The sequence below is a fragment of the Nonomuraea sp. NPDC049625 genome, from assembly GCF_040675285.1.
In the GTDB taxonomy this organism is placed as follows: Bacteria; Actinomycetota; Actinomycetes; order Streptosporangiales; family Streptosporangiaceae; genus Nonomuraea; species Nonomuraea angiospora_A.
Genome location: NZ_JBFAOQ010000001.1, coordinates 796,792 through 816,175, shown reverse-complemented (window position 1 = coordinate 816,175; position 19,384 = coordinate 796,792). Strand labels below are relative to the sequence as shown.

Genomic DNA, 19,384 nt, shown 5'->3' with positions numbered 1-19,384 from the left:
GGGCCGGACCCAGACCGCGGTACGCACGGCGGCCGGGCCGGGCCCGGGCCGCCGTGAGCACAGCGGCCTGGCTACGCCTCCGTGTGCGGGAGGTTGCTGGCCGCCACCAGGGTCCGGATCGCCCGCAGCGCGACCGACAGGGTGGCCAGGTCGAAGTGGTCGCTCTCCCAGATCTCCGAGAGCGTCTGCCGCGCCCTGGAGACCGCCGCCGAGTTGGCCTCAGACCACCGGGCCAGCCGCTCCTCCGGCGGCAGCCCCGGCGTGCTGTGGGCCAGCACGTCGCGGGTCAGCGAGGCGTGCGCGGCGTAGAGGTCGTCGCGCAGGGCGGAGCGGGCCATCGAGTTCCAGCGGTTGTCCCGGGGCAGCGCGATGATGCGCTCCCGGAGGCGGGCCAGCTGGAGCCGGTCCGCCAGGTCGAAGTAGACCTCCGCCACCTCGGCGACCGGGCGGCCCGTCAGCGACGCCACCTCCACCAGGTCCAGCATGGAGTACGCGGGCACCATGGCGGCCGCCCGCTCGGCCAGCTCCAGCGGCACCCCCCTGGCCACGAACGAGTCGCGGCGATCCTCGTAGGCGGCCAGGTCGGGCCCGGTCAGCAGCTTGGGGATGTGGGTCAGCAGGCCGTTGACGCCCTTCACGAAGAAGGCGACCGACCCTGCCAGGTCCAGCGGCGGGCGGCGGTTGACCAGCAGCCAGCGGGTGCCGCGCTCGGCCAGCTTGCGGGCCTCCAGCAGCATGGCGATCTGGGTGGCCGTGTCGGCCTTGTTGTCCAGCGCCTCCACGGCCCGGTGGAAGCTGGGCAGGTCGAACACCTCGCGCGCCACGAGGTAGGCACGCACGATGTCGGGGGTCGAGGCCCCGGTCTCCTCCCCGAAGCGGTACATGAACGTGGTGCCCATGGAGTTGACCAGCTCGTTCACCACGCAGGTGGTGATGATCTCGCGCCGCAGCGGGTGGGCGTCCATGTACGGGCGGAAGCGCTCGCGCAGCGCGGACGGGAAGTACGACACCAGCCACGAGGCCAGGTAGGGGTCGTCGGGCAGGTCGGAGCCCAGCAGCTCGGCGTCGGCGACCAGCTTGGTGTAGGCCAGCAGGACGGAGAACTCGGGCGCGGTCAGGCCGAGCCTGGCCTGGCGGCGCTCGGCCAGCGTCTTGTCCGAGGGCAGGAACTCCAGCTCCCGGTTGACCAGGCCGTCCCGTTCAAGGCGGCGCAGGTAGCGGGAGTGGATGTGGAGCATCTCGACGGCCTGGGTGCGGGCCGCGGCGAGGACCACGTTCTGCGCGTAGTTGTCACGCAGCACCAGGTCGGCGACCTCGTCGGTCATCGAGGTGAAGACCTGGTTGCGCTGCTTGTCGGTCAGCTCGCCGTCGCGGACGACCTGGTCGAGCAGGATCTTGATGTTCACCTCGTGGTCGGAGGTGTCGACCCCCGCCGAGTTGTCGATGAAGTCGGTGTTGACCAGCCCGCCGTTCAGCGCGAACTCGATGCGGGCGAGCTGGGTGAACCCCAGGTTGCCGCCCTCGCCGATGACCTTGCAGCGCAGGTCCGCGGCGTTGACCCGCAGCCCGTCGTTGGCCTTGTCGCCCACGTCCGCGTTGGACTCGGAGCCGGCCTTGACGTAGGTGCCGATGCCGCCGTTCCACAGCAGGTCGACGGGGGCCCGCAGGATGGCGCTGATCAGGTCGTTGGGGGCCAGGGAGGTGACCCCGGCGGGGATGCCGAGCGCCTCGCGCATCTGCGGCGTGATGTGGATGGACTTGGCCGTACGGGGGAAGATGCCGCCGCCGGCCGAGATCAGCTTGGCGTCGTAGTCCTCCCAGGAGCTGCGCGGCAGCTCGAAGAGGCGCTGCCGCTCCGCGTACGAGGTGGCCGCGTCGGGCGAGGGGTCGACGAAGATGTGCCGGTGGTCGAAGGCGGCCACCAGCCGGATGTGGCGGGACAGCAGCATGCCGTTGCCGAACACGTCGCCGGACATGTCTCCGATGCCGGCCACCGTGAAGTCGGTGCTCTGCACGTCCAGGCCCGTGGTCCGGAAGTGGTACTTGACCGACTCCCAGGCTCCGCGGGCGGTGATGCCCATGGCCTTGTGGTCGTAGCCGATCGAGCCGCCGGAGGCGAACGCGTCGCCCAGCCAGAAGCCGTACTCCTTGGCCACGCTGTTGGCGATGTCGGAGAAGGTCGCGGTGCCCTTGTCGGCGGCGACCACGAGGTAGGTGTCGTCGCCGTCGTGCCTGACCACGTCGGGCGGCGGCACGACCTTGCCGTCCACGAGGTTGTCGGTCACGTCGAGCAGGCCGGAGATGAACGTCCGGTAGCAGGCGACGCCTTCGACGAGCATCTCCTCCCGCGTTCCGGACACAGGCGGCTGTTTAACGACAAATCCGCCTTTAGACCCAGTGGGGACGATGACGGTGTTTTTCACCATCTGCGCCTTTACCAGGCCGAGAATCTCCGTACGGAAGTCCTCCATCCGGTCCGACCACCGCAGCCCGCCCCGCGCCACTTTCCCGAAGCGCAGATGCACGCCCTCGACCCGCGGCGAATAGACGAATATTTCGTACTTCGGCCGCGGCAGCGGCAGGACGCTGATCGCCTGCGGGTCGAATTTGAGGGATATGTACGGTTTGCGGTGCCCATCGACCCTTTGGAAGTAATTCGTGCGCAATGTCGCCTGAATCATCTCCAGGTACGCCCGCAGGATCCGGTCCTCGTCCAGCGAGGCCACCTCGTCGAGCGCGCCCAGGATCTCCTCGTTGAGCGCCTCGGCGAGATCGAGCCGCACGTCCTCGCCGCGCCGCGGATCGAGCTTGGCCTCGAAGAAGCTCACCAGCAGCCGCGCCAGCCGCACGTTCCCGGCCAGCACCCGCTCCATGTAGGTCTGCGAGAACGTGCCCCCGGCCTGGCGCAGGTACTTGGCGTACACCCGGAGGATCTCGACCTGCTCCCAGGTCAGCCCGGCGCTCAGGATGAGCGAGTTGAGGTCGTCGGCCTCGACCTGCCCCTTCCAGAGGGCGCTGAGCCCGTCCTGGAACAGCCGCTTGAAGTCGTCCCTGCCGACCTCCTCCGTCGGCGTGTACCGCAGGCCGAAGTCGTAGATCCAGGCGTTCTTGGTGTTGGGGTCGTTGTCGCGGTCGATCTCGTACGGCCGCTCGTCCACGACCTCCACGCCGAGCCGCTGGATCAGCGGCAGCGCCTCGGAGAGCGAGATGGGCGAGCCGACCTTGTAGATCTTGAGCCGCCGCTCCCCCTCGGCCGCGTCGTACGGCTCGTAGAGGTTGATGTCCACCTCCGCGCCGTCGCCCACGGCCACGAGGTCCTCCAGGCGGCGCAGGTCCACGACGGCCACCTTGGGCGGGAAGTCCGCCTTGTAACCCTCGGGGAACGCGGAGGCGTACCGCTTGATGAGCGCGGGCGCCTCGTCCTCGGCGGTCCTCCGCCCCAGCTCGGTGGCCAGGTCGTCCTCCCAGGAGCGGGTCAGGGCGGCCAGCCGCGCCTCCAGCTCCTCGACGTCCACGCTCGGCGGCGGGAGCTGCTTGCCCCGCTCGCCCCGCACGACCACGTGCAGCCGGGCCAGCACCGACTCGCCGATCATCGCGCTGTAGTCGAGCGACTTGCCGCCCAGGGCCTTCAGCAGCACCTCCTGCATCTTCAGCCGCACCTTGGTGGTGTAGCGGTCGCGCGGCAGGTAGATCAGGCAGGAGATGTAGCGACCGTAGTCGTCGCGGCGCAGGAAGAGCTTGACCTGCTTGCGCTCGCGCAGCCGCAGCACGCCCAGCGCGATCGGCAGGAGCTGGTCGATCGAGGTCTGGAAGAGCTCGTCGCGCGGGAACGTCTCGAGGATCTCGATCAGGTCCTTGCCGTCGTGGCTGTCGGGCGCCAGCCCGGCCCTGTCCAGCACCTCCGCCAGCTTCCGGCGGAGCACGGGGATCCTGGAGATCGACTCGTTGTACGCCACGTGCGTGAACAGGCCCAGGAAGCGCCGCTCGCCGATCACCTCGCCCTCGGGCGAAAAGATCTTGACGCCGATGTAGTCGAGGTAGGTCGCCCGGTGAACGGTGGCCCTCGAGTTGGCCTTGGTGGTGATCACGAGCTGCTTCTCGCGCGCCTTGGCGCGCACCTCGGCGGGCAGCGCCGAGAAGCTTTCCGAGCCGACCTTGTCGTCGCGCAGGATGCCCAGAGCCGCGCCCGGCAGCGCCCGCAGCGTCTCGCCCTCGTCGGTGTGCTCGAGCCGGTACTCGCGGTAACCCAGGAAGGTGAAGTGCCCGTCGGCGAGCCAGCGCAGCAGGTCGATGCTGTCCTCGACCTCCGCGGGCTCCAGCGGCGGCGGGCTCATGCCCAGGTCCTCGGCGGTCTGTACGGCCAGCGCCCGCATCTTCCTGAAGTCCTCGACCGCGTGGCGCACGTCGGTGAGCACCCGCTGCAGGTCGGCCTCCAGCGCCTTGAGCGCCTCGGGATCGGCCTGCCGGTCGACCTCGATGTGCATCCACGACTCGACCAGCATCTGGCCGGTGACGTCCTCCTGGCCGCGGCCGAGCATCCGGCCCGTCATGTCGCGGCGCACCCGCATCTGGGGGTGGACCAGCAGGTGGATGCCCAGGTCGTGGCGGTCGAGCTCCATCGTGACGGAGTCGACGAGGAACGGCATGTCGTCCGTGACGACCTCGACGACCGAGTGGCCCGGGTCCCAGCCGTTCTCGTCCAGCGTGGGGGTGTAGGCGCGGACGACCGCCCGGCCCTGGGGGCGGACCTCGGCCAGCTGCCGCTGCGACATCGCGGGGCCGTACACGTCAACGGGGTTGCGGTCGAGCAGGTCCTCCGGCGCGACGTGCCGGTAGTAGAACCGGAGGAAGGACAGGGCCTCCTCGGGGCCCACATGTTCGCTGCTCGCCGCGCAACTTTCCGCGGCTCGCTGGAGCAGCTCGTCCTTGGCCTCGTCGAGGGGCATTTCGGTCTCACTCCTTTGTGAGGGTTTGCCAAAGCTGTTCATAGCCAGGCCCTTAGCTCCCACAGCAGCGGGAAGTAGTGCAAACGCGTTCTGCCGCGTAGATAGGGGGCGCCTGTCGAGCCGCCGGTGCCCGACTTGGTGCCGATTTGACGTTCGACCATCTGGACATGACGTGTCCGCCACTGCGCGGCGGTCGCGTCGTGCGTCAGCAGGTCTTCGGCCAGTTGCCACAGGTCGTCGTACGACCCGCGGTCCCTCGCCACGGCCAGCAGCGAGCCCATGATCTCGTCGTCGGAGACCGGCAGGCCACGCTGGGAGAGGGCGGTGAGGTAAGCATCCCACAGCGAGGGCTCCTCCAGCCTGCGGCGCAGCCGTGCGAGCTCCGTGTCGCTGGCGTGCCTGAAGCTGCCGAGATAGCGCTCGTCCTTCAGCCCGGACAGGAACTCCAGCTCCCGGAACTGCACCGACTGGAAGCCGCTGGCGGGCGCCAGCTTCTCCCGGAACATGAGGAAGTCCTGGGGCGTCATCGTCTCCAGGACGTCCACCTGCTCGATCAGCACCTTCTCGACCGAGTGCACCCGTCGGAACAGGTGCCTGGCCCGCCAGAGCTCGCCGGCGAACATGGCCTCGCGGGCGTTCTCCAGCTCGTGGAGCAGCAGCTTGAACCACAGCTCGTAGACCTGGTGGATGGTGATGAAGAGCAACTCGTCGGGCGCTTCCGACTGTGGCCGTTGCTGTGCGAGAAGCGCGGGCAGGCGAAGATAGCCGCCGTACGACAGCCGGCCGCCTTCCTCGCCGAACCGCCGATGCGGGGGAACGGGCGCATCTCCGTCGATGCCCACCGAACACCTCCCCCTGACCGTCCGGTCACGCTACACCGGACGCAACGCCTCGCCGTACCGATACCACCCGAAAAGGGCACAGACGTCAACGTACAGACGTCAGCGTGACATCGACCTCGGGGGGTCGTCATCGGAGGCTGCGGGAGCGTTCTTGAGCTCGTCGAGCTCTTCCGGAAGCTCGGCAAGCTCAATCAGCTCCGCCTGGCATCTCTTACACGTATCGAGGTGGCGTTCGAAGGCCTCGTGCTCATCCTCATCGAGGACTCCGAGGACATAGGCAGCCACCTCGTCATGCATCAGCCGGCTACCCCCTTGTCCCGCAGCAGTTCGCGGAGAGCCCGGATCCCGTAATAGAGCCGGGACTTCACCGTGCCCGGAGGTATCCCCAGTATCTCCGCCGCTTCACTAATCGTACGGTCTCGGAGGTAGGTCTGCTCTATGACTTCGCGGTGTTCTTCAGAGAGGCTGCGAAGGGCGTCGGCGACGACCATCCGCGACAGAGCTCGCTCCGAGCCGTCGGGTACGGCCATCATGTCGACTTCGGGCGGCTCGACCTCTTGAGGCCGGACGCTCTTCCGTCGACGTCCATCGATAACGATGCGGCGGGCTACCGTCAGTAGCCACGCCCATATAAGGCTTGGTTCCCACTGCAGTCTTGCCGAGTTTTTCCAGGCTCGGACGAGCGTCTCCTGCACCACGTCTTCGGCCCATTGAAGGTCGTTACCTGTCGATTTGCGTACGTGGCGCAGCAGAGGGCCGCCGAACTCCTGGTAAAGCACCGCGATGCGATGCTCCGCCTCGGCATCCGCACTCTCGAACCTGCCGTCGAGGTGACCTAGCACGGGGCACATCTTTACACCTTCGTTATCTCAGCGGTAGCCACTCCGATAACTCCAGTCATTTCTAACTATCTCCGGCCATGTGCTGAACCAAGCCCGAGAGACTCGCGTACCTCCGACCATGCACAGGCTTTTGCGCGGTGGCGAGCTGTTCATGCTCGGTGGCTTCGTCGTGGCGGCCGCGGTGACGATCGTGCTGGTCATGCCGCCTTCGATCGATCCCGCCGCCACTGCGGCGACCCAGACATCATCGGGGCCCGTCACGGCCGCCGACCGTGACCTGCTCATCAAGGTACGGCAGGCCGGTCTCTGGGAGATGCCCGCGGGCGACTATGCCCAGACCCGCGCCGAGTCCCAGCGCGTCAAGGAAGTCGGCAGGCTGATCATGCAGGACCACCAGAGGCTGGACCTGATGACACGGCAAACCGCCAAGAAGCTCGGTGTGGCACTGCCCAGCGAGCCCAACGCCGATCAGCAGAGCTGGATGGCCCAGCTGGCTGCGGAGCGCGGACCCGCCTTCGACCAGGACTTCGCGAACCTGTTGCGTGCCGCGCACGGCAAGGTCTTCACCGTCGTGGCGGCTGTACGGGCCGGTACGCGCAACGCGGAGATCAGGAAGTTCGCCCAGGAAGGCATCAACTTCGTCATGCGCCACATGACGCTCCTGGAGTCCACCGGCCTGGTCGATCACACGCAGTTGCCCGAGCCTCCGACGCCCTCACCAGCTCCACCCGTCGCGATGGCGGTTGAAAAGAGGAGAGACGCATGACGAGATCTAGACGCATGGCCTCGGCCGTGTCCGCATTGGCCGTGGTGGCCGGCGGATTGGTGTCCGCGGCCGTCATCGGCGTCGGCCCCGCGCGCGCCGACCACTGCGACCCGGCACAGGCCTCCCAGGAGCAGCAGCAGGGTCAGCGGAACCGGAACAACAACCAGAACCAGAACCAGGACCAGCAACAAGATCAAGATCAGCAGGGACAGGATCAGAACCAGCAGGACCAGAACCAGAACCAGGATCAGAACGGGCAGAACCAAGGCCAGAACAACAACCAGAACCAGCAGGACCAGAACAACAACCAGCAGAACAACAACCAGCAGCAGAACAACCAGCAGCAGGGCCAGCAGCAGGACCAGAACGGCGACCAGCAGCAGAACGCCGACCAGCAGGGCCAGAGCGGCGGGCGCGCCGTGCTCGACCCGGCCCAGAACCCCGACGCCCAGAACCCCGACGCCCAGAATCCCGACGCCCAGAATCCCGACCCGGAGCAGACCGCCGAGACGTTCGGCCGCCGCAACCGGCCGACCAGGAACCCCGGCCAGGGCAATAACGGGAACAACGGCAACAACGGGAACAACGGGAACAACGGCAACGCCTCCCCCAGCCCGTCCCCCACGGCGTCCGAGGAGCACAACGAGAACGAGTGCGCCGACCTGGGCCCGTTCGTCGAGGACTTCGTCGACATCCGCCAGGTAGCGCCGCGTCAGCTTGACGCCCGCATCGGCAGGGGCGGCTCGCGCGGCACCTTCGTCTCCGCGTGCGGGACGAACCGCAACGGCCACAACAACCCGGACAACTTCATCGTCGCCCCCGGCGTGAGCAACGGAGCCCACCACCTCCACGACTACGTGGGCAACCTGTCAACGGACGGCTTCTCCACGGACGAGAGCCTGGCCGCCGCGGGCACCACGTGCCGGCTGGGCGATAAATCCACCTACTTCTGGCCGGTCCTCAGAGACCGCAAGGTGGACGTGAACACTCAGGATGCGGACGGCAACGTCGGCCAGGTGCTGCGTGCACGCTCCGTGACGCTCCAGTTCCGCGGCAACGCCAGCTCCCAGGTCGTCGCGATGCCGAGGTTCCTCAGGCTGATCACCGGTGACGCCAAGGCCGCCACCAACGGCGCCGGCAACGCCAGGGCCTCCTGGAGCTGCACGGGATTCCAAAACCGCATAAGTCCCGACAAATATCCGCTTTGCCCGCGCGGCAGCCAAGTCGTTCGTATTCTGGACTTCCCTAGCTGCTGGGACGGCCAGAACACTGATAGCGCCAATCACCGAACGCACGTGGTCTTCCCTGGACAGGGTGGCGCCTGCCCGCAAGGAACCAAGGCGGTGCCGGCTTTGCGCATGACCCTCACGTACACCGTGCCGCAAGGCCCGTCATTCGCCGTGGACGCCTTCCCTGAACAGAAGCACAACCCCATCACCGACCACGCCGACTTCGCGAACGTGATGCCCGACCGGCTGATGCAGTTCGTCGTCTCTTGCATCAACCGGGGCCGCCGATGCTGATCTGAAAGCCCTCACGGGCTACCCAGCCTTCCGAGTCGCACCCTCACCCGACCTTGGAGGGAACCTTAGATGCTCCACAGACGACACCCCCGGCACACTCCCACCAAGTTAGACACCCGCAGTGTCCGACTGGGAGCCAGCGCCATGGTCATGGCAGTCGTGCTGTCGGCGTTCGCGCTGACCAGGACAGACCGTGGCATAGCAATCCTCGGCCGGGTGGTCGGCTTCCTCGAGTTCTACGTGGGCGTGATGGCCCTGGTGACCTTCACCGCGACCGTCGCGCTCGGCATCATCACCACCGAGCGGGTCTTCCTGTCTCCGGTCAACCGGGTCAGGTCGCAGCTCGCCCACAAGGCCTTCGGCCTTCTCGGGATGATCTTCCTGATCACGCACATCTCCCTCATGATCAGCCTGGGTCACGTGCCGCCGGGCGCGGCGGTCGTCCCGATCGCCGGAATCAACAAGGGTCTCGGCATCCTGGCCTTCGACATGATGATCGTGGCCGTGGCCACGGGACTGCTCAGGAGGCGCTGGGCGGCGAAGGCCAGGCCATGGATGTGGCGGGTGATGCACTCGGTCGCGTACCTGGGCTGGCCCGTCGCCATCATGCACGGCCTGACGGCCGGCCGTCCGCCGGCCGGCTGGGTGGCCTGGTCCTACGTGGCCAGCATCGCGGCGGTCGGCGGAGCGCTGGTCATCCGCGTGCTGGCCGCGGCCTTCCGGCCGCCGGTCACGCTCGAGAAGATCCAGGGGCCGGCGGTGACCAACCCCGCCGCCATGGGCGTACCCGCCGAGCAGCCGCAGAAGGTCGCGGCGGGCAACGCCGCCGCCGCGGCAGCCGCGGCAGCGGCCGCGGGCCCGGGCCCGGCCCAGAGAAGGAACGCACCGGTAAGCCTCGCCGACGCGCGGCGCAGGTATCGGGAGGCCGGATGAGACCGCCTCAGGAGACCCGGTTGACCCCCGCAACCCGACAGGAGCGATCGTGATTCCGGCCCGAGTGCCGCGGGTCTTACGGATGGGTCCGGCCCGGCTGACCGCCGGGCTGGACCAGACCCGCCGACTGGACCTGCCCGCCCACCGCACCCTCCACGGTTCCCCCAAGCCGCGCGACCTGGATCAGCTCATCTCGATGGCCAACGAGGTGGACATGCGCGGCCGGGGCGGCGCGGCGTTCCCGTTCGCGCGCAAGCTGCGGGCCGTCGCCGACGCGGTGGGCTCGAGCGGCGAGTGCGTCGTCCTCATCAACGGCGCCGAGGGCGAGCCGGCCAGCTCCAAGGACGCCATGCTGCTCACCCGCAACCCCCACCTGGTCCTCGACGGCGCCGTGCTGGCCGCCGAGGCGCTGGGCGCCCGCGAGGTGGTTCTCGCCACGGCCGGCGGCGAGGTCGCCGAGGCGTCCGTCAGCGCCGCCGTGGACGAGCGCCGGGCCGCGAACGTCGCCGGCGGCGCGGAGAGCCGCATCCCGATCCGGGTGGTCGGGATCAAGGAGCGGTTCATCTCCGGCGAGGGCGGCGCGCTCGTCAACGCCGTCAACGGCGAGATCGGCATCCCGCCCGGCCGCAAGAGGCGGGCCGCGATCAGCGGCGTGGACGGGCTGCCGACCCTGCTGTCCAACACGGAGACGTACGCGCAGCTGGCGCTGCTGGCCGAGCTCGGCCCGGAGAGGTACGCCGAGGTCGGCACCCCCAAGGAGCCCGGCACCATCCTGCTCACCGTCAGCGGCGGCGCGGCCAACGGCGCGGTCATCGAGGCGCCGACCGGAACGTACCTGGCGGACGTGCTCGCGCTCACCGAGGCCGAGATCGGCGACGGGGTGCTCATCGGGGGCTACCACGGCGCCTGGCTGTCGGCCGAGGTGGCGCAGACGGCCGTGATCTCGCGCGAGGGCATGAAGCTCGCCGGCGCGACCCTGGGGGCCGGGATCATCGTCCCGCTCGGCGAGTCGACGTGCTCGCTGGGCGAGGCCGCCCGAGTCACCTCCTACCTGGCGGGCGAGTCGGCCGGCCAGTGCGGCCCGTGCCGGCTCGGCCTGCCGGACCTGGCGTGGGCCATGAACGCGCTGGTCGAGGGCAGCGGCTCCGTGGACGCCGTACGGCGCTGCGTGCGCGGCGTCGAGCGGCGGGGGGCGTGCTTCCACCCGGACGGCACGGCCAAGTTCGTGCTGTCGGCGCTGGACGCGTTCGAGAGCGAGATCGCACTCCATCTGGAGCACGGTTCGTGTGGCCGGCCGGTCCGCGGCGCGCTGCCGATGCCCGAGCCCGAGAAGGACTACGTGGAGTACCGGCTGGAGGTCGACTGGTCCCGCTGCGCGGGACACGGACTCTGTGCCCATCTGCTGCCGGAGTTCGTGGAACTGGACGACTACGGGTTCCCGTCGTTCAGGACCGTCCCGGGCTGGATGGCCAAGGAGGCTCGGCGCACGGTCGAGATGTGCCCCGCGCTGGCCCTGCGGATGGTCCAGACCACGGGAGACGGTCACGGTGGTCCGGCTCCGAAGCCGGCCGCCTCGCCGCTGCGGCTGGTCAAGGACGGAGCCCTCAAGAAGTCCGAGAAGAGCGGCCCGCCGCGGCTCACCCGGGTGGGGGGCGCCACTCCCAGGAGCGCGTTCGGAGGGAGCGCCGGCTGAGCCCTGAAGTGATGGAGATGTGACCAAACCTGGCGGGTCATCCGGACGTCTCACCGAGCGGCTCAACACCGATCACACGGAGGCGTCCATGGACCGCCGGGACTTTCTGCATGTCGCCGCGCTCGCCCCGCTGGCCGCCACCGCGCGGTCTACTGGGCGGTCTACTGGCACGTCCGGGCTCTCCGCGCCGCCGCCCAACTGGGCAAGGCTGCGGAGACAGCTGAAGGGCACGCTCGTGCTGCCGGGCGACGCCGGGTACGACACCGCGCGCCGCCTGTACAACCCCGCCTACGACCGGATCCGGCCGGGCGGGGTCGCTTACTGTGCGAGCGCGGCCGACGTGTCGGCGTGCCTGACGTTCGCGCGCACCGGCGGCGTGCCGGTCACCACCCGTTCGGGAGGTCACTCCTACGCGGGCTGGTCCACGGGCCCCGGGCTGGTGATCGACGTGTCCAGGATGAGCTCGGTCGCCTATGCGGGGGGCCGGGCCACGGTCGGCGCGGGCGCCAAGCTGATCGACGTCTACGACAAGCTCGCCCGCCACGGCGTGAGCATCCCCGCGGGCTCCTGCCCCACGGTCGGGGTCGGCGGTCTCACGCTCGGCGGAGGCATCGGCGTGGTGTCCCGGAAGTACGGGCTCACCTGCGACAACCTCCAGTCGGTACGCGTCGTCACGGCCGACGGCCGGACGCTGGACTGCGACGCTGCACGCAACGCCGGCCTCTACTGGGCCTGCAGGGGCGGTGGCGGCGGGAACTTCGGCGTGGCGGTGTCCTTCACGTTCAGGACGTTCGCGGCGCGCGACGTCACCGTGTTCTTCCTGCACTGGCCGTGGGCCAAGGCGGGGACCGCGGTCAAGGCGTGGCAGTCGTGGGGGCCTTCGGCGCCGGACGAGCTGTGGTCCTCGCTGCACCTGGGACGCTCGGGCGGCGGCCTGGACGTCGCGATCGTCGGCACGTACGTGGGCGGCAAGCCCGCGCTCGACCGGCTGCTGGCCCCGCTCATCGGCAAGATCGGGCAGCCCTCCTCCCGCTCGGCCCGGACGGTCCCCTATCTGGACGGCATGAAGATCATGGGCGGCTGCGCGGCCATGTCGATCGCCGAGTGCCGGCGGATGCCGCGGGAGGCGTTCGCGGCCAAGTCGCACATGGCGTACCGGAAGCTGCCGGCGGACGGCGTGCGGGCGCTGGTGGACGGGGTGGCGCGCGGCGGGCGGCACTCGGTGCTGCTGGACGCCATGGGCGGGGCCATCGGCCGGGTCGGTCCGGCGGACACGGCGTTCCCGCATCGGGCGGCGCTCTACAGCGTGCAGTATTACGCGGAGGGGACGGATCGGCGGTGGCTGCGCGGGCTACATTCCGACATGTCCCCATTTTTCGGGGATCATGCTTATGTTAATTACATCGACCCCGATTTGAGCAATTGGCGAAATGCGTACTACGGGCCCAATGCGGCCCGGCTGGCCGAGGTGAAATCCACGTACGACCCCGGCCGGCTGTTCCGGCTGCCCCAGGGCATCTAGATCTGTCCGCGTACGTACACCGGCTCCCCCTCCTTCACCATGTTGAACACGCGCACGGACGTCGACAGCGGCATGCGTACGCAGCCGTGCGAGGCGGGCCTGAGCGGCACCTCCGTCGAGCCGTGCATGGCGATGCCGCCGACGAAGTAGAGCGAGTTGAACATCGAGCCCAGCAAGCCCGTCGTCCAGCCGGGCGCCTTCCTGGTCACCCGGAAGTCGCCCACCGGCGTGACCGCGTTGCCGCAGTGGCCCTTCTCGCAGTACTGCACCTCGGCGCCGGTGGAGACGTGGGTGACCAGCACCGGGCGGTTGTCGCGATAGATGGTGAGCAGTTGGCGGGTCAGGCTGATCTCGATCCGGTTCGCGCCGCCCTGCGGCACCAGCGGGCGCAGCCCCTTGCTCCGCCTGAGCGCCGCCCACGTCTTCGGCCCCACCTCGCCCATCGGCACCATCCCCCTGCTCTTGTGCAACCCCCAGACCGCGTACCTCGTCTGCTCGTCATAGACGCCGTGCGCCTGGCCGAAGTAGAAGCCGCCGTCGTGCAGGCGCCGCTGGAGCTGCCTGACCATCTCGCCCCGATCACCCGGCCGCAGCACACCGATCTTCCCGGCGCGGGCGCCCTTGACGCCCTTGACCACCCGGACCTGCTTCACCGGTTCCGGCACCGTCTCCACCGCCGGGACCGGCATCACGTCCGGCACCGCCTCCACCGCCGGGACGCCCGTGTCGGTCTGGACGCCCGGGTCCCCCTGCGGGAGCTCGTCCGCCAGAGCGGGCGCCGCGGCCAGCAGCGGCAGAAAACATCCCGCGGCCAGCGCCGCCATTCCCCTTATCCTCATAAATCGACGCGTACCCAGATCGCCGATAATTCACATCCAACGGGAGGTTTTGTCAAGCAAAGTCCGCGAGAATATCAATTCCGGTAAATACCGGCATTTCCGCTTTATTCGCTATTCGATCACGCGTCGCGGTACCGGAGGAGCAGACCGCCCCCCACGAGGGAGGCGGCGGACCAGGCGGCGAGGACGCCGAGGCCCGCCCACGGTCCGATGGGGAGGGACGCGAGATCCACGGTCGTCTGGACGGCCAGCCCGGCGTTCGTCGGGGACAGCGTCCACAGGAGCCGCCGCACCTCGGGGTCCGCGACCATGAGGATCACGACCGGGAACACGTACAGGAGCCCGATCACGACCCCGGCGGCCGCGGCCGAGTCGCGTACGGCGGTGGCCAGGCCGAGGCTCAGCAGCGCGATCAGCACCAGGTAGAGGACCGAGCCCACGGCGGCGCGCAGGGTCGGCCCGTCGGCCAGGGACAGCGGCGGGTAGCCGTGCGCGGCCGTGAAGCCGCTGCCCGGCAGCAGGAGCCGCCCCGCCAGCACGGACCCGAGCACGGAGAGGGTCCCCGCGCCCAGCGTGAGCCCGCCGACCACCACCGCCTTGGCGGCCAGGGCGGTGGCCCGGCGCGGCATCGCGGTGAGGCTGGTGCGGATCATGCCGGTGCTGTACTCGCCGCAGACCGCCACCACGGCCAGCAGCGCCACCATCGCCTGGCCCAGCTGGACCCCGACGAGGCTGATCCTGGCCGCGTCCTGCCCGCACCCCGCCGTCGCGCAGGACACGACGGCCGCCGCGAGGGCGCTCAGGGCCACGGTCAGCACGACGGCCCCGGCCAGCAGCCACCCGGGCCCCGCCACCGTCCGCAGCTTGGTCCACTCGGCGTGTATCTCGCGTCTCATACGTCCCTCCGGCGCAACCGGTGGGCGGCCAGGGCCAGGGCGAGCGCGGCGTACGCGCACAGGACCGCGAACCCCGCCCAGGGCGGCAGCGGGAAGAAGCCCTCCGCCGGGGCGAACCGGGCGGTCATCTGCTCGTACGTGACCGTGCTCTGCTGGATCGCGAAGCCCGCCGCCGGAGTGAGCCGCAGCAGCCACCGCGCCACCTCGTCGGGCAGCAGGGACGCGGTCGCCAGCAGGTACGGGACGACGATCGCCACGATGGCCGCGATGACGGCCACCGCGCTGCGCCGGAACAGCGACCCGAGAGCGAGCGCGAAGACCGCCACCACGGCGAGCAGCGCGGCGGTCCCGGCGATCACCCGCAGCCCGGTGAGCGGCGCCAGCGGCGCGAGGACGTTGCCGTTGCCCGCCAGGAGAGCCCGTCCGACCGGCACCGTGACGGCGGCGGCGACCAGCCCGAAGACGAAGACGGCCACGGAGATCACGACGGCCTTGGCCGCCAGCGCCCGGCCGCGCCGCGGGGCGGCCAGCAGGGTGGTGCGGACGATCCCGCGCCGGTACTCCGCGGTGACGAACGACACCGCGACCACGATGACGACGACCAGCCCCGCCAGCACCCCGGTCAGGACGCGCTCGGCGGGCATGCCCTCCAGAGCCGGCGCGATGTCGCCGACTCCCGTGATCCTGAACGTGTCACCGGAGCGCACGAGCCCGCCCGGATGGTGCGGGGTGCCGTCGACCTCGAGCGTGACGCCGATGTCGTCGCGGGTCCACGAACCCCCGGAGGCCACGCCCCGCACGCTGACCTGGTCCATGTCGGCGGTGACCTCGGCGAAGCGGGAGGCCGTCGCGGCCCCGCCGATCACGTTGGAGGTCACGGTCAGGTCGCCGGGAGAGGCCGCGAACAGCCCGACGCGGACCCTCCCGGCCGCCATCCGGGCGGTGCCCACCCTGGTCCACCGCGAGCCGTCGGCCGACTCCTCGCCGACGATCGTCTCGCCGGTACGGGTCAGCCGCAGCCACCGCGGAGCCCCGCCGGGCCGCCCCGCCACGTCCTCGGTGAAGTCGTGCTGCATCCGCACCCCGTGGCTGCCGGTGACCATCACCGCCGCGTACGCGGCTCCCTGGCGGACGCTCTGCTTGATCATGACCCCGGCCTTGGCCCACGGCGTGACGCCGGGGACGACGTTCCGGACACCGGGGGTCACGTCGGGCTTGCGGAGCTGCCCGGTCAGGTTGTTCACGCGTACGGTGATGCTGCCGTCGCCGTCGAGCTGCTGGTGGACGAAGTAGAACCGGTCCTCCACGGCCTCCCCGCCGGGCCCGGTGGGCGGCGCGGGGCAGGGCACCTCGATCGGCCCGTTCATGCAGGAGGAGCGGCTGCCGGTCGCGAAGAGCACCCCGAGCAGGACGATGAGCAGCGTCGTCAGCGTCAGGCCCGCCACCCAGCCGCGTACCGTGCGGAGTTTGGTCCACTCGGCCCGCAGCAGCTGCGCGAAGCCGTCGCGCCCGGCCCGCAGGCCCGAGCGGTAGGGGGTCACGGCGGTCATCGCGCCGCCCCCTTGAACTCGACCGCGTCCCTGGTCAGATCCAGGTACGCCTCCTCCAGCGACGCCCGGTGGGCCGCGACCTCGGAGAACGGCACCGCCCGCGAGGCGAGCAGCCGCACGATGTGCTCGGACGCCAGCCCGGAGACGACCAGAGTGTCGCGATCGGTGACGGTCACGGTGCCCCCGGCAGCGGCCAGCACCGACATCGCCTCCGGACGCGCCTGCGTGCGCAGCGTGACCCGGTCCCGTGAGGCGGTCGCGATCAGGTCGGCCACGCTGGTGTCCGCGACGACCCGGCCCCTGCCCACCACCACGAGATGGCCGGCGGTGTCCTGGAGCTCGCTCATCAGGTGACTGGACACCAGCACGGCACGCCCCTCCGCGGCCAGCGACCGCAGGAAGCCCCGGATCCACACGATGCCCTCGGGGTCGAGGCCGTTGAACGGCTCGTCCAGCATGAGCACCGGCGGGTCGCCGAGCAGCGCGGCGGCGATGCCGAGGCGCTGGCGCATGCCGAGCGAGTAGCCGCCCGCCCGGCGCCGGGCCGCGGGCGTCAGCCCGACCTGCTCGATCACCTCGTCCACCCGCCCGGCGCCCAGCCCCTGGGAGTGGGCCAGCCACAGGAGGTGGTTGCGCGCGGTGCGGCCCGGTTGCAGCGCGGCCGCGTCCAGCAGCGCGCCGACGTGGCTCAGCGGGCTGCGCAGGCTCGCGTACGGGCGCCCGCCGACCAGGGCGTGGCCCTCGTCGGCCGCGTCCAGTCCGAGCACCACCCGCATGGTGGTGGACTTGCCCGCGCCGTTCGGCCCGACGAACCCGGTGACCTGGCCGGGCAGCACGGTGAACGTCATCCCGTCCAGCGCCCGGGTCTGGCCGAACCGCTTGCGCAGGCCGCTGACTTCGATGGTTGCTTCCACGGCAGGCAGACTAGGCAGCGGGCCCGGCCCGGGTCGTCACGCGGCGGAGCGATCTGCGGCGTCGCTGGCGCCAGCTACGCCTCGTCCCTCTTACGAGGGATGCCACAATTGCCCGCGCCCGGGACAATGACCTGGTGGAACGAGTGCAGGACCGGAGGTGGAGCCGTATCGTCGCGGTGCCGCTCGCGTGGGCGCGCCGGATCGGGGCGGCCGTGCCGTACGGTCCCGCCGCGGCCCGGCAGCTGCCGGTCGTGCTCGGGGTGGCCCTGGCGGTGCTCGCGGTGGCCGAGTCGGTCGTGCAGTCCGGGAGCGCGCCCGCGCTCTCGGAGACCGTGAGCGCGCCGGTGGGCGGTCAGCCCGTGAGCCCCGACGCGCTGTCGCCGGCCGGTGACGACACGGCCCCGCTGCTCCTCGTGGTGTTCCCCCTGCTCGCGCTGGCCACCACGCTGCCGCTCCCCCTCCTGTGGGCCCAGCCGTCCGTGGCGGCGCTCCTGGCGACCGGGGCGGGCGCGCTGTCGGTCCTGGCCTTCCACACGCTGACCGTGGCGGGCGCGGCGGCGCAGCTGATCGCCGGCTACCGGGCCGGCCGCCACGGTGCGCCGGCGGCGGCCGTGCTCCTCGCGGTGCCGTACCCGGTGCTGGCCGTGGCGATCGGGCCGGGCGAGCGTGTGCGGGCGCTCACGCTGCTGCTCGCCTGCCTGGCCCCGGCGCTGGCGCTGGCCGGGATCGCCGTACGGGCCCGCCGCAGGGCCCGGGCCGACACCGCCGCCCGGCAGGTCATGGCCGACAGCCTGATCGAGCACACCGCCCGAGGCGAGCGCGCCCGCATCGCCCGCGAGCTGCACGACGTGGTCGCCCACCACATCTCCATGGTCGCCGTCCAGGCCGAGACCGCCCGGCTGGCCGTCCCCGGCATGCCGGAGGCGGGCGCGGAGCGGCTGCTGGCCATCGGCGACACCGCGCGGGCGGCGCTGACCGAGATGCGGCGGCTGCTCGGCGTGCTGCGCGAGGACGCCGAGGCCGATTCGGCCCGGCATCCCCAGCCCGGGCTGCGCCTGCACGAGCTCAACGAGCTGCTCGACGAGTCGCGCGAGGCGTCGGGCACGACCACCCGGCTCGTCCTGCGGGGCTCGCCGGTGGAGCTCGATCCCGGCGTGGAGCTGGCCGCGTACCGGATCATCCAGGAGGCGCTCACCAACGCGCGCCGCCACGCGCCCGGGGCCGCCGTGGACGTGGAGCTCGACTACACCGGCCCCGGCCTGCGCCTGCTCGTCCGCGACAACGGCCCGGGGCCGGTGGACCCGGAAGGGGGAGGACCCAATGGTGGGCACGGCCTGGCCGGGATGCGCGAGCGGGCCGCGGCCGTCGGCGGCGAGCTCCGCACCGGCCCCGCCCAGGGCGGCGGGTTCCTCGTGGAGGCCCGCCTGCCCGGACGGGACGAGGAGGGCGGATGAGCGGGCCCGCCAGGCTCAGGATCGTGATCGCCGACGACCACCTGGTGGTGCGGACGGGGTTCGCCGAGTTGCTCGACACCCAGCCGGACTTCGAGGTCGCGGGCACCGCCGCCGACGGGGCCGAGGCGGTGCGGGTCTGCCGCGAGCTGTCCCCCGACGTGGTGCTCATGGACGTGCGCATGCCGGTCATGGACGGCATCGAGGCCACCAGGCGCCTCAACGGCGGGCCGAGGGTGCTCATCCTGACCACGTTCGACCTGGACGAGTACGTCTACGACGCCCTGCGCGCCGGAGCCAGCGGCTTCCTGCTCAAGGACGTCACCGCCGAGCGCCTCTTCGACGCCGTACGCGTGATCGCCGCCGGCGAGGCGCTGCTGGCCCCGGCCGTCACCCGCCGCCTCATCAGCGAGTTCGCCCGCATGGGCGGCCCGAGACCCGCGGCGGAGACGCTGTCCGCGCTGACCCCGCGCGAGACGCAGGTCCTGCGGCTGGTCGCCGAGGGCCTGTCCAACCCCGAGATCGCGGCCAGGCTGGTGGTCACCGAGGAGACCGTCAAGACCCACGTGAGCCGGGTGCTGAACAAGCTCGGCCTGCGCGACAGGACCCAGGCCGTCGTCATGGCGTACGAGACGGGCCTGGTCGTGCCGCGCGGCCGGGCGTGAAC

The 19,384-nt window shown here is 70.7% G+C and carries 15 protein-coding genes; 7 read left to right on the top strand and 8 right to left on the bottom strand.

The window, feature by feature from the left end; all coding sequences use genetic code 11:
- Nucleotides 1–71: 71 nt before the first annotated feature.
- The 4 genes from AB0J87_RS03975 to AB0J87_RS03960 all read right to left on the bottom strand — a co-directional run bounded on the left by AB0J87_RS03975 (nt 72) and on the right by AB0J87_RS03960 (nt 6,639).
- The gene (locus AB0J87_RS03975) at nt 72–4,946 is read right to left on the bottom strand and encodes an NAD-glutamate dehydrogenase (protein ID WP_363962520.1); all 4,875 of its coding nucleotides are present in this window, start codon (nt 4,944–4,946) and stop codon (nt 72–74) included.
- A 38-nt stretch (nt 4,947–4,984) separates the two neighbouring features.
- The gene (locus AB0J87_RS03970) at nt 4,985–5,788 is read right to left on the bottom strand and encodes a tryptophan 2,3-dioxygenase family protein (protein WP_363962519.1); all 804 of its coding nucleotides are present in this window, start codon (nt 5,786–5,788) and stop codon (nt 4,985–4,987) included.
- Between the two features lie 99 nt (nt 5,789–5,887).
- Nucleotides 5,888–6,085 carry a zf-HC2 domain-containing protein gene (locus AB0J87_RS03965; RefSeq protein WP_363962518.1) on the bottom strand — a complete coding sequence of 66 codons (198 nt, stop codon included), beginning with the start codon at nt 6,083–6,085 and terminating at the stop codon, nt 5,888–5,890.
- Nucleotides 6,085–6,639: a sigma-70 family RNA polymerase sigma factor gene (locus tag AB0J87_RS03960; protein ID WP_221519425.1), complete on the bottom strand. Its 555-nt coding sequence runs from the start codon at nt 6,637–6,639 to the stop codon at nt 6,085–6,087. Before AB0J87_RS03960 ends, AB0J87_RS03965 begins: the two co-directional genes overlap by 1 nt.
- 172 nt (nt 6,640–6,811) lie before the next feature.
- Here AB0J87_RS03960 and AB0J87_RS03955 point away from each other — a divergent pair, with 172 nt between their 5' ends.
- The 5 genes from AB0J87_RS03955 (at nt 6,812) to AB0J87_RS03935 (ending at nt 13,067) form a co-directional block, all read left to right on the top strand.
- Entirely contained in the window at nt 6,812–7,396 is a 585-nt protein-coding gene (locus AB0J87_RS03955; RefSeq protein WP_363962517.1) for a DUF4142 domain-containing protein, read from the top strand.
- A complete protein-coding gene (locus AB0J87_RS03950; protein WP_363962516.1) occupies nt 7,393–8,919 on the top strand; it encodes a DUF1996 domain-containing protein in 1,527 nt (508 codons plus the stop codon). The genes AB0J87_RS03955 and AB0J87_RS03950 overlap by 4 nt, the downstream gene beginning before the upstream one ends.
- Nucleotides 8,920–9,063: 144 nt before the next feature.
- Entirely contained in the window at nt 9,064–9,852 is a 789-nt protein-coding gene (locus AB0J87_RS03945) for a hypothetical protein (protein ID WP_355190844.1), read from the top strand.
- A 49-nt stretch (nt 9,853–9,901) separates the two neighbouring features.
- A complete protein-coding gene (locus AB0J87_RS03940) occupies nt 9,902–11,545 on the top strand; it encodes an NADH-ubiquinone oxidoreductase-F iron-sulfur binding region domain-containing protein (protein WP_350728446.1) in 1,644 nt (547 codons plus the stop codon).
- Nucleotides 11,546–11,633: 88 nt separating this feature from the next.
- On the top strand, nt 11,634–13,067 hold the full coding sequence (locus AB0J87_RS03935; RefSeq protein ID WP_363962515.1) for an FAD-binding oxidoreductase: 1,434 nt from the start codon (nt 11,634–11,636) through the stop codon (nt 13,065–13,067).
- Here AB0J87_RS03935 and AB0J87_RS03930 read toward each other — a convergent pair.
- From AB0J87_RS03930 to AB0J87_RS03915, 4 genes are all read right to left on the bottom strand, one after another.
- Entirely contained in the window at nt 13,064–13,891 is an 828-nt protein-coding gene (locus AB0J87_RS03930; protein ID WP_363962514.1) for a L,D-transpeptidase family protein, read from the bottom strand. The genes AB0J87_RS03935 and AB0J87_RS03930 overlap by 4 nt on opposite strands.
- A gap of 134 nt (nt 13,892–14,025) precedes the next feature.
- Nucleotides 14,026–14,802, bottom strand: coding sequence for an ABC transporter permease (locus AB0J87_RS03925; protein WP_363962513.1), 777 nt, complete (start codon nt 14,800–14,802; stop codon nt 14,026–14,028).
- Complete coding sequence (locus AB0J87_RS03920; protein WP_363962512.1) at nt 14,799–16,352, bottom strand: ABC transporter permease subunit; 1,554 nt, start codon at nt 16,350–16,352, stop codon at nt 14,799–14,801. The genes AB0J87_RS03925 and AB0J87_RS03920 overlap by 4 nt, the downstream gene beginning before the upstream one ends.
- Complete coding sequence (locus AB0J87_RS03915; RefSeq protein WP_363962511.1) at nt 16,349–17,266, bottom strand: ATP-binding cassette domain-containing protein; 918 nt, start codon at nt 17,264–17,266, stop codon at nt 16,349–16,351. Before AB0J87_RS03915 ends, AB0J87_RS03920 begins: the two co-directional genes overlap by 4 nt.
- 134 nt (nt 17,267–17,400) lie before the next feature.
- Between AB0J87_RS03915 and AB0J87_RS03910 the strand changes: the two genes are divergently transcribed.
- Entirely contained in the window at nt 17,401–18,720 is a 1,320-nt protein-coding gene (locus AB0J87_RS03910; RefSeq protein WP_363962510.1) for a sensor histidine kinase, read from the top strand.
- Entirely contained in the window at nt 18,717–19,382 is a 666-nt protein-coding gene (locus tag AB0J87_RS03905; protein WP_350728439.1) for a response regulator transcription factor, read from the top strand. The genes AB0J87_RS03910 and AB0J87_RS03905 overlap by 4 nt, the downstream gene beginning before the upstream one ends.
- Nucleotides 19,383–19,384: the final 2 nt, after the last annotated feature.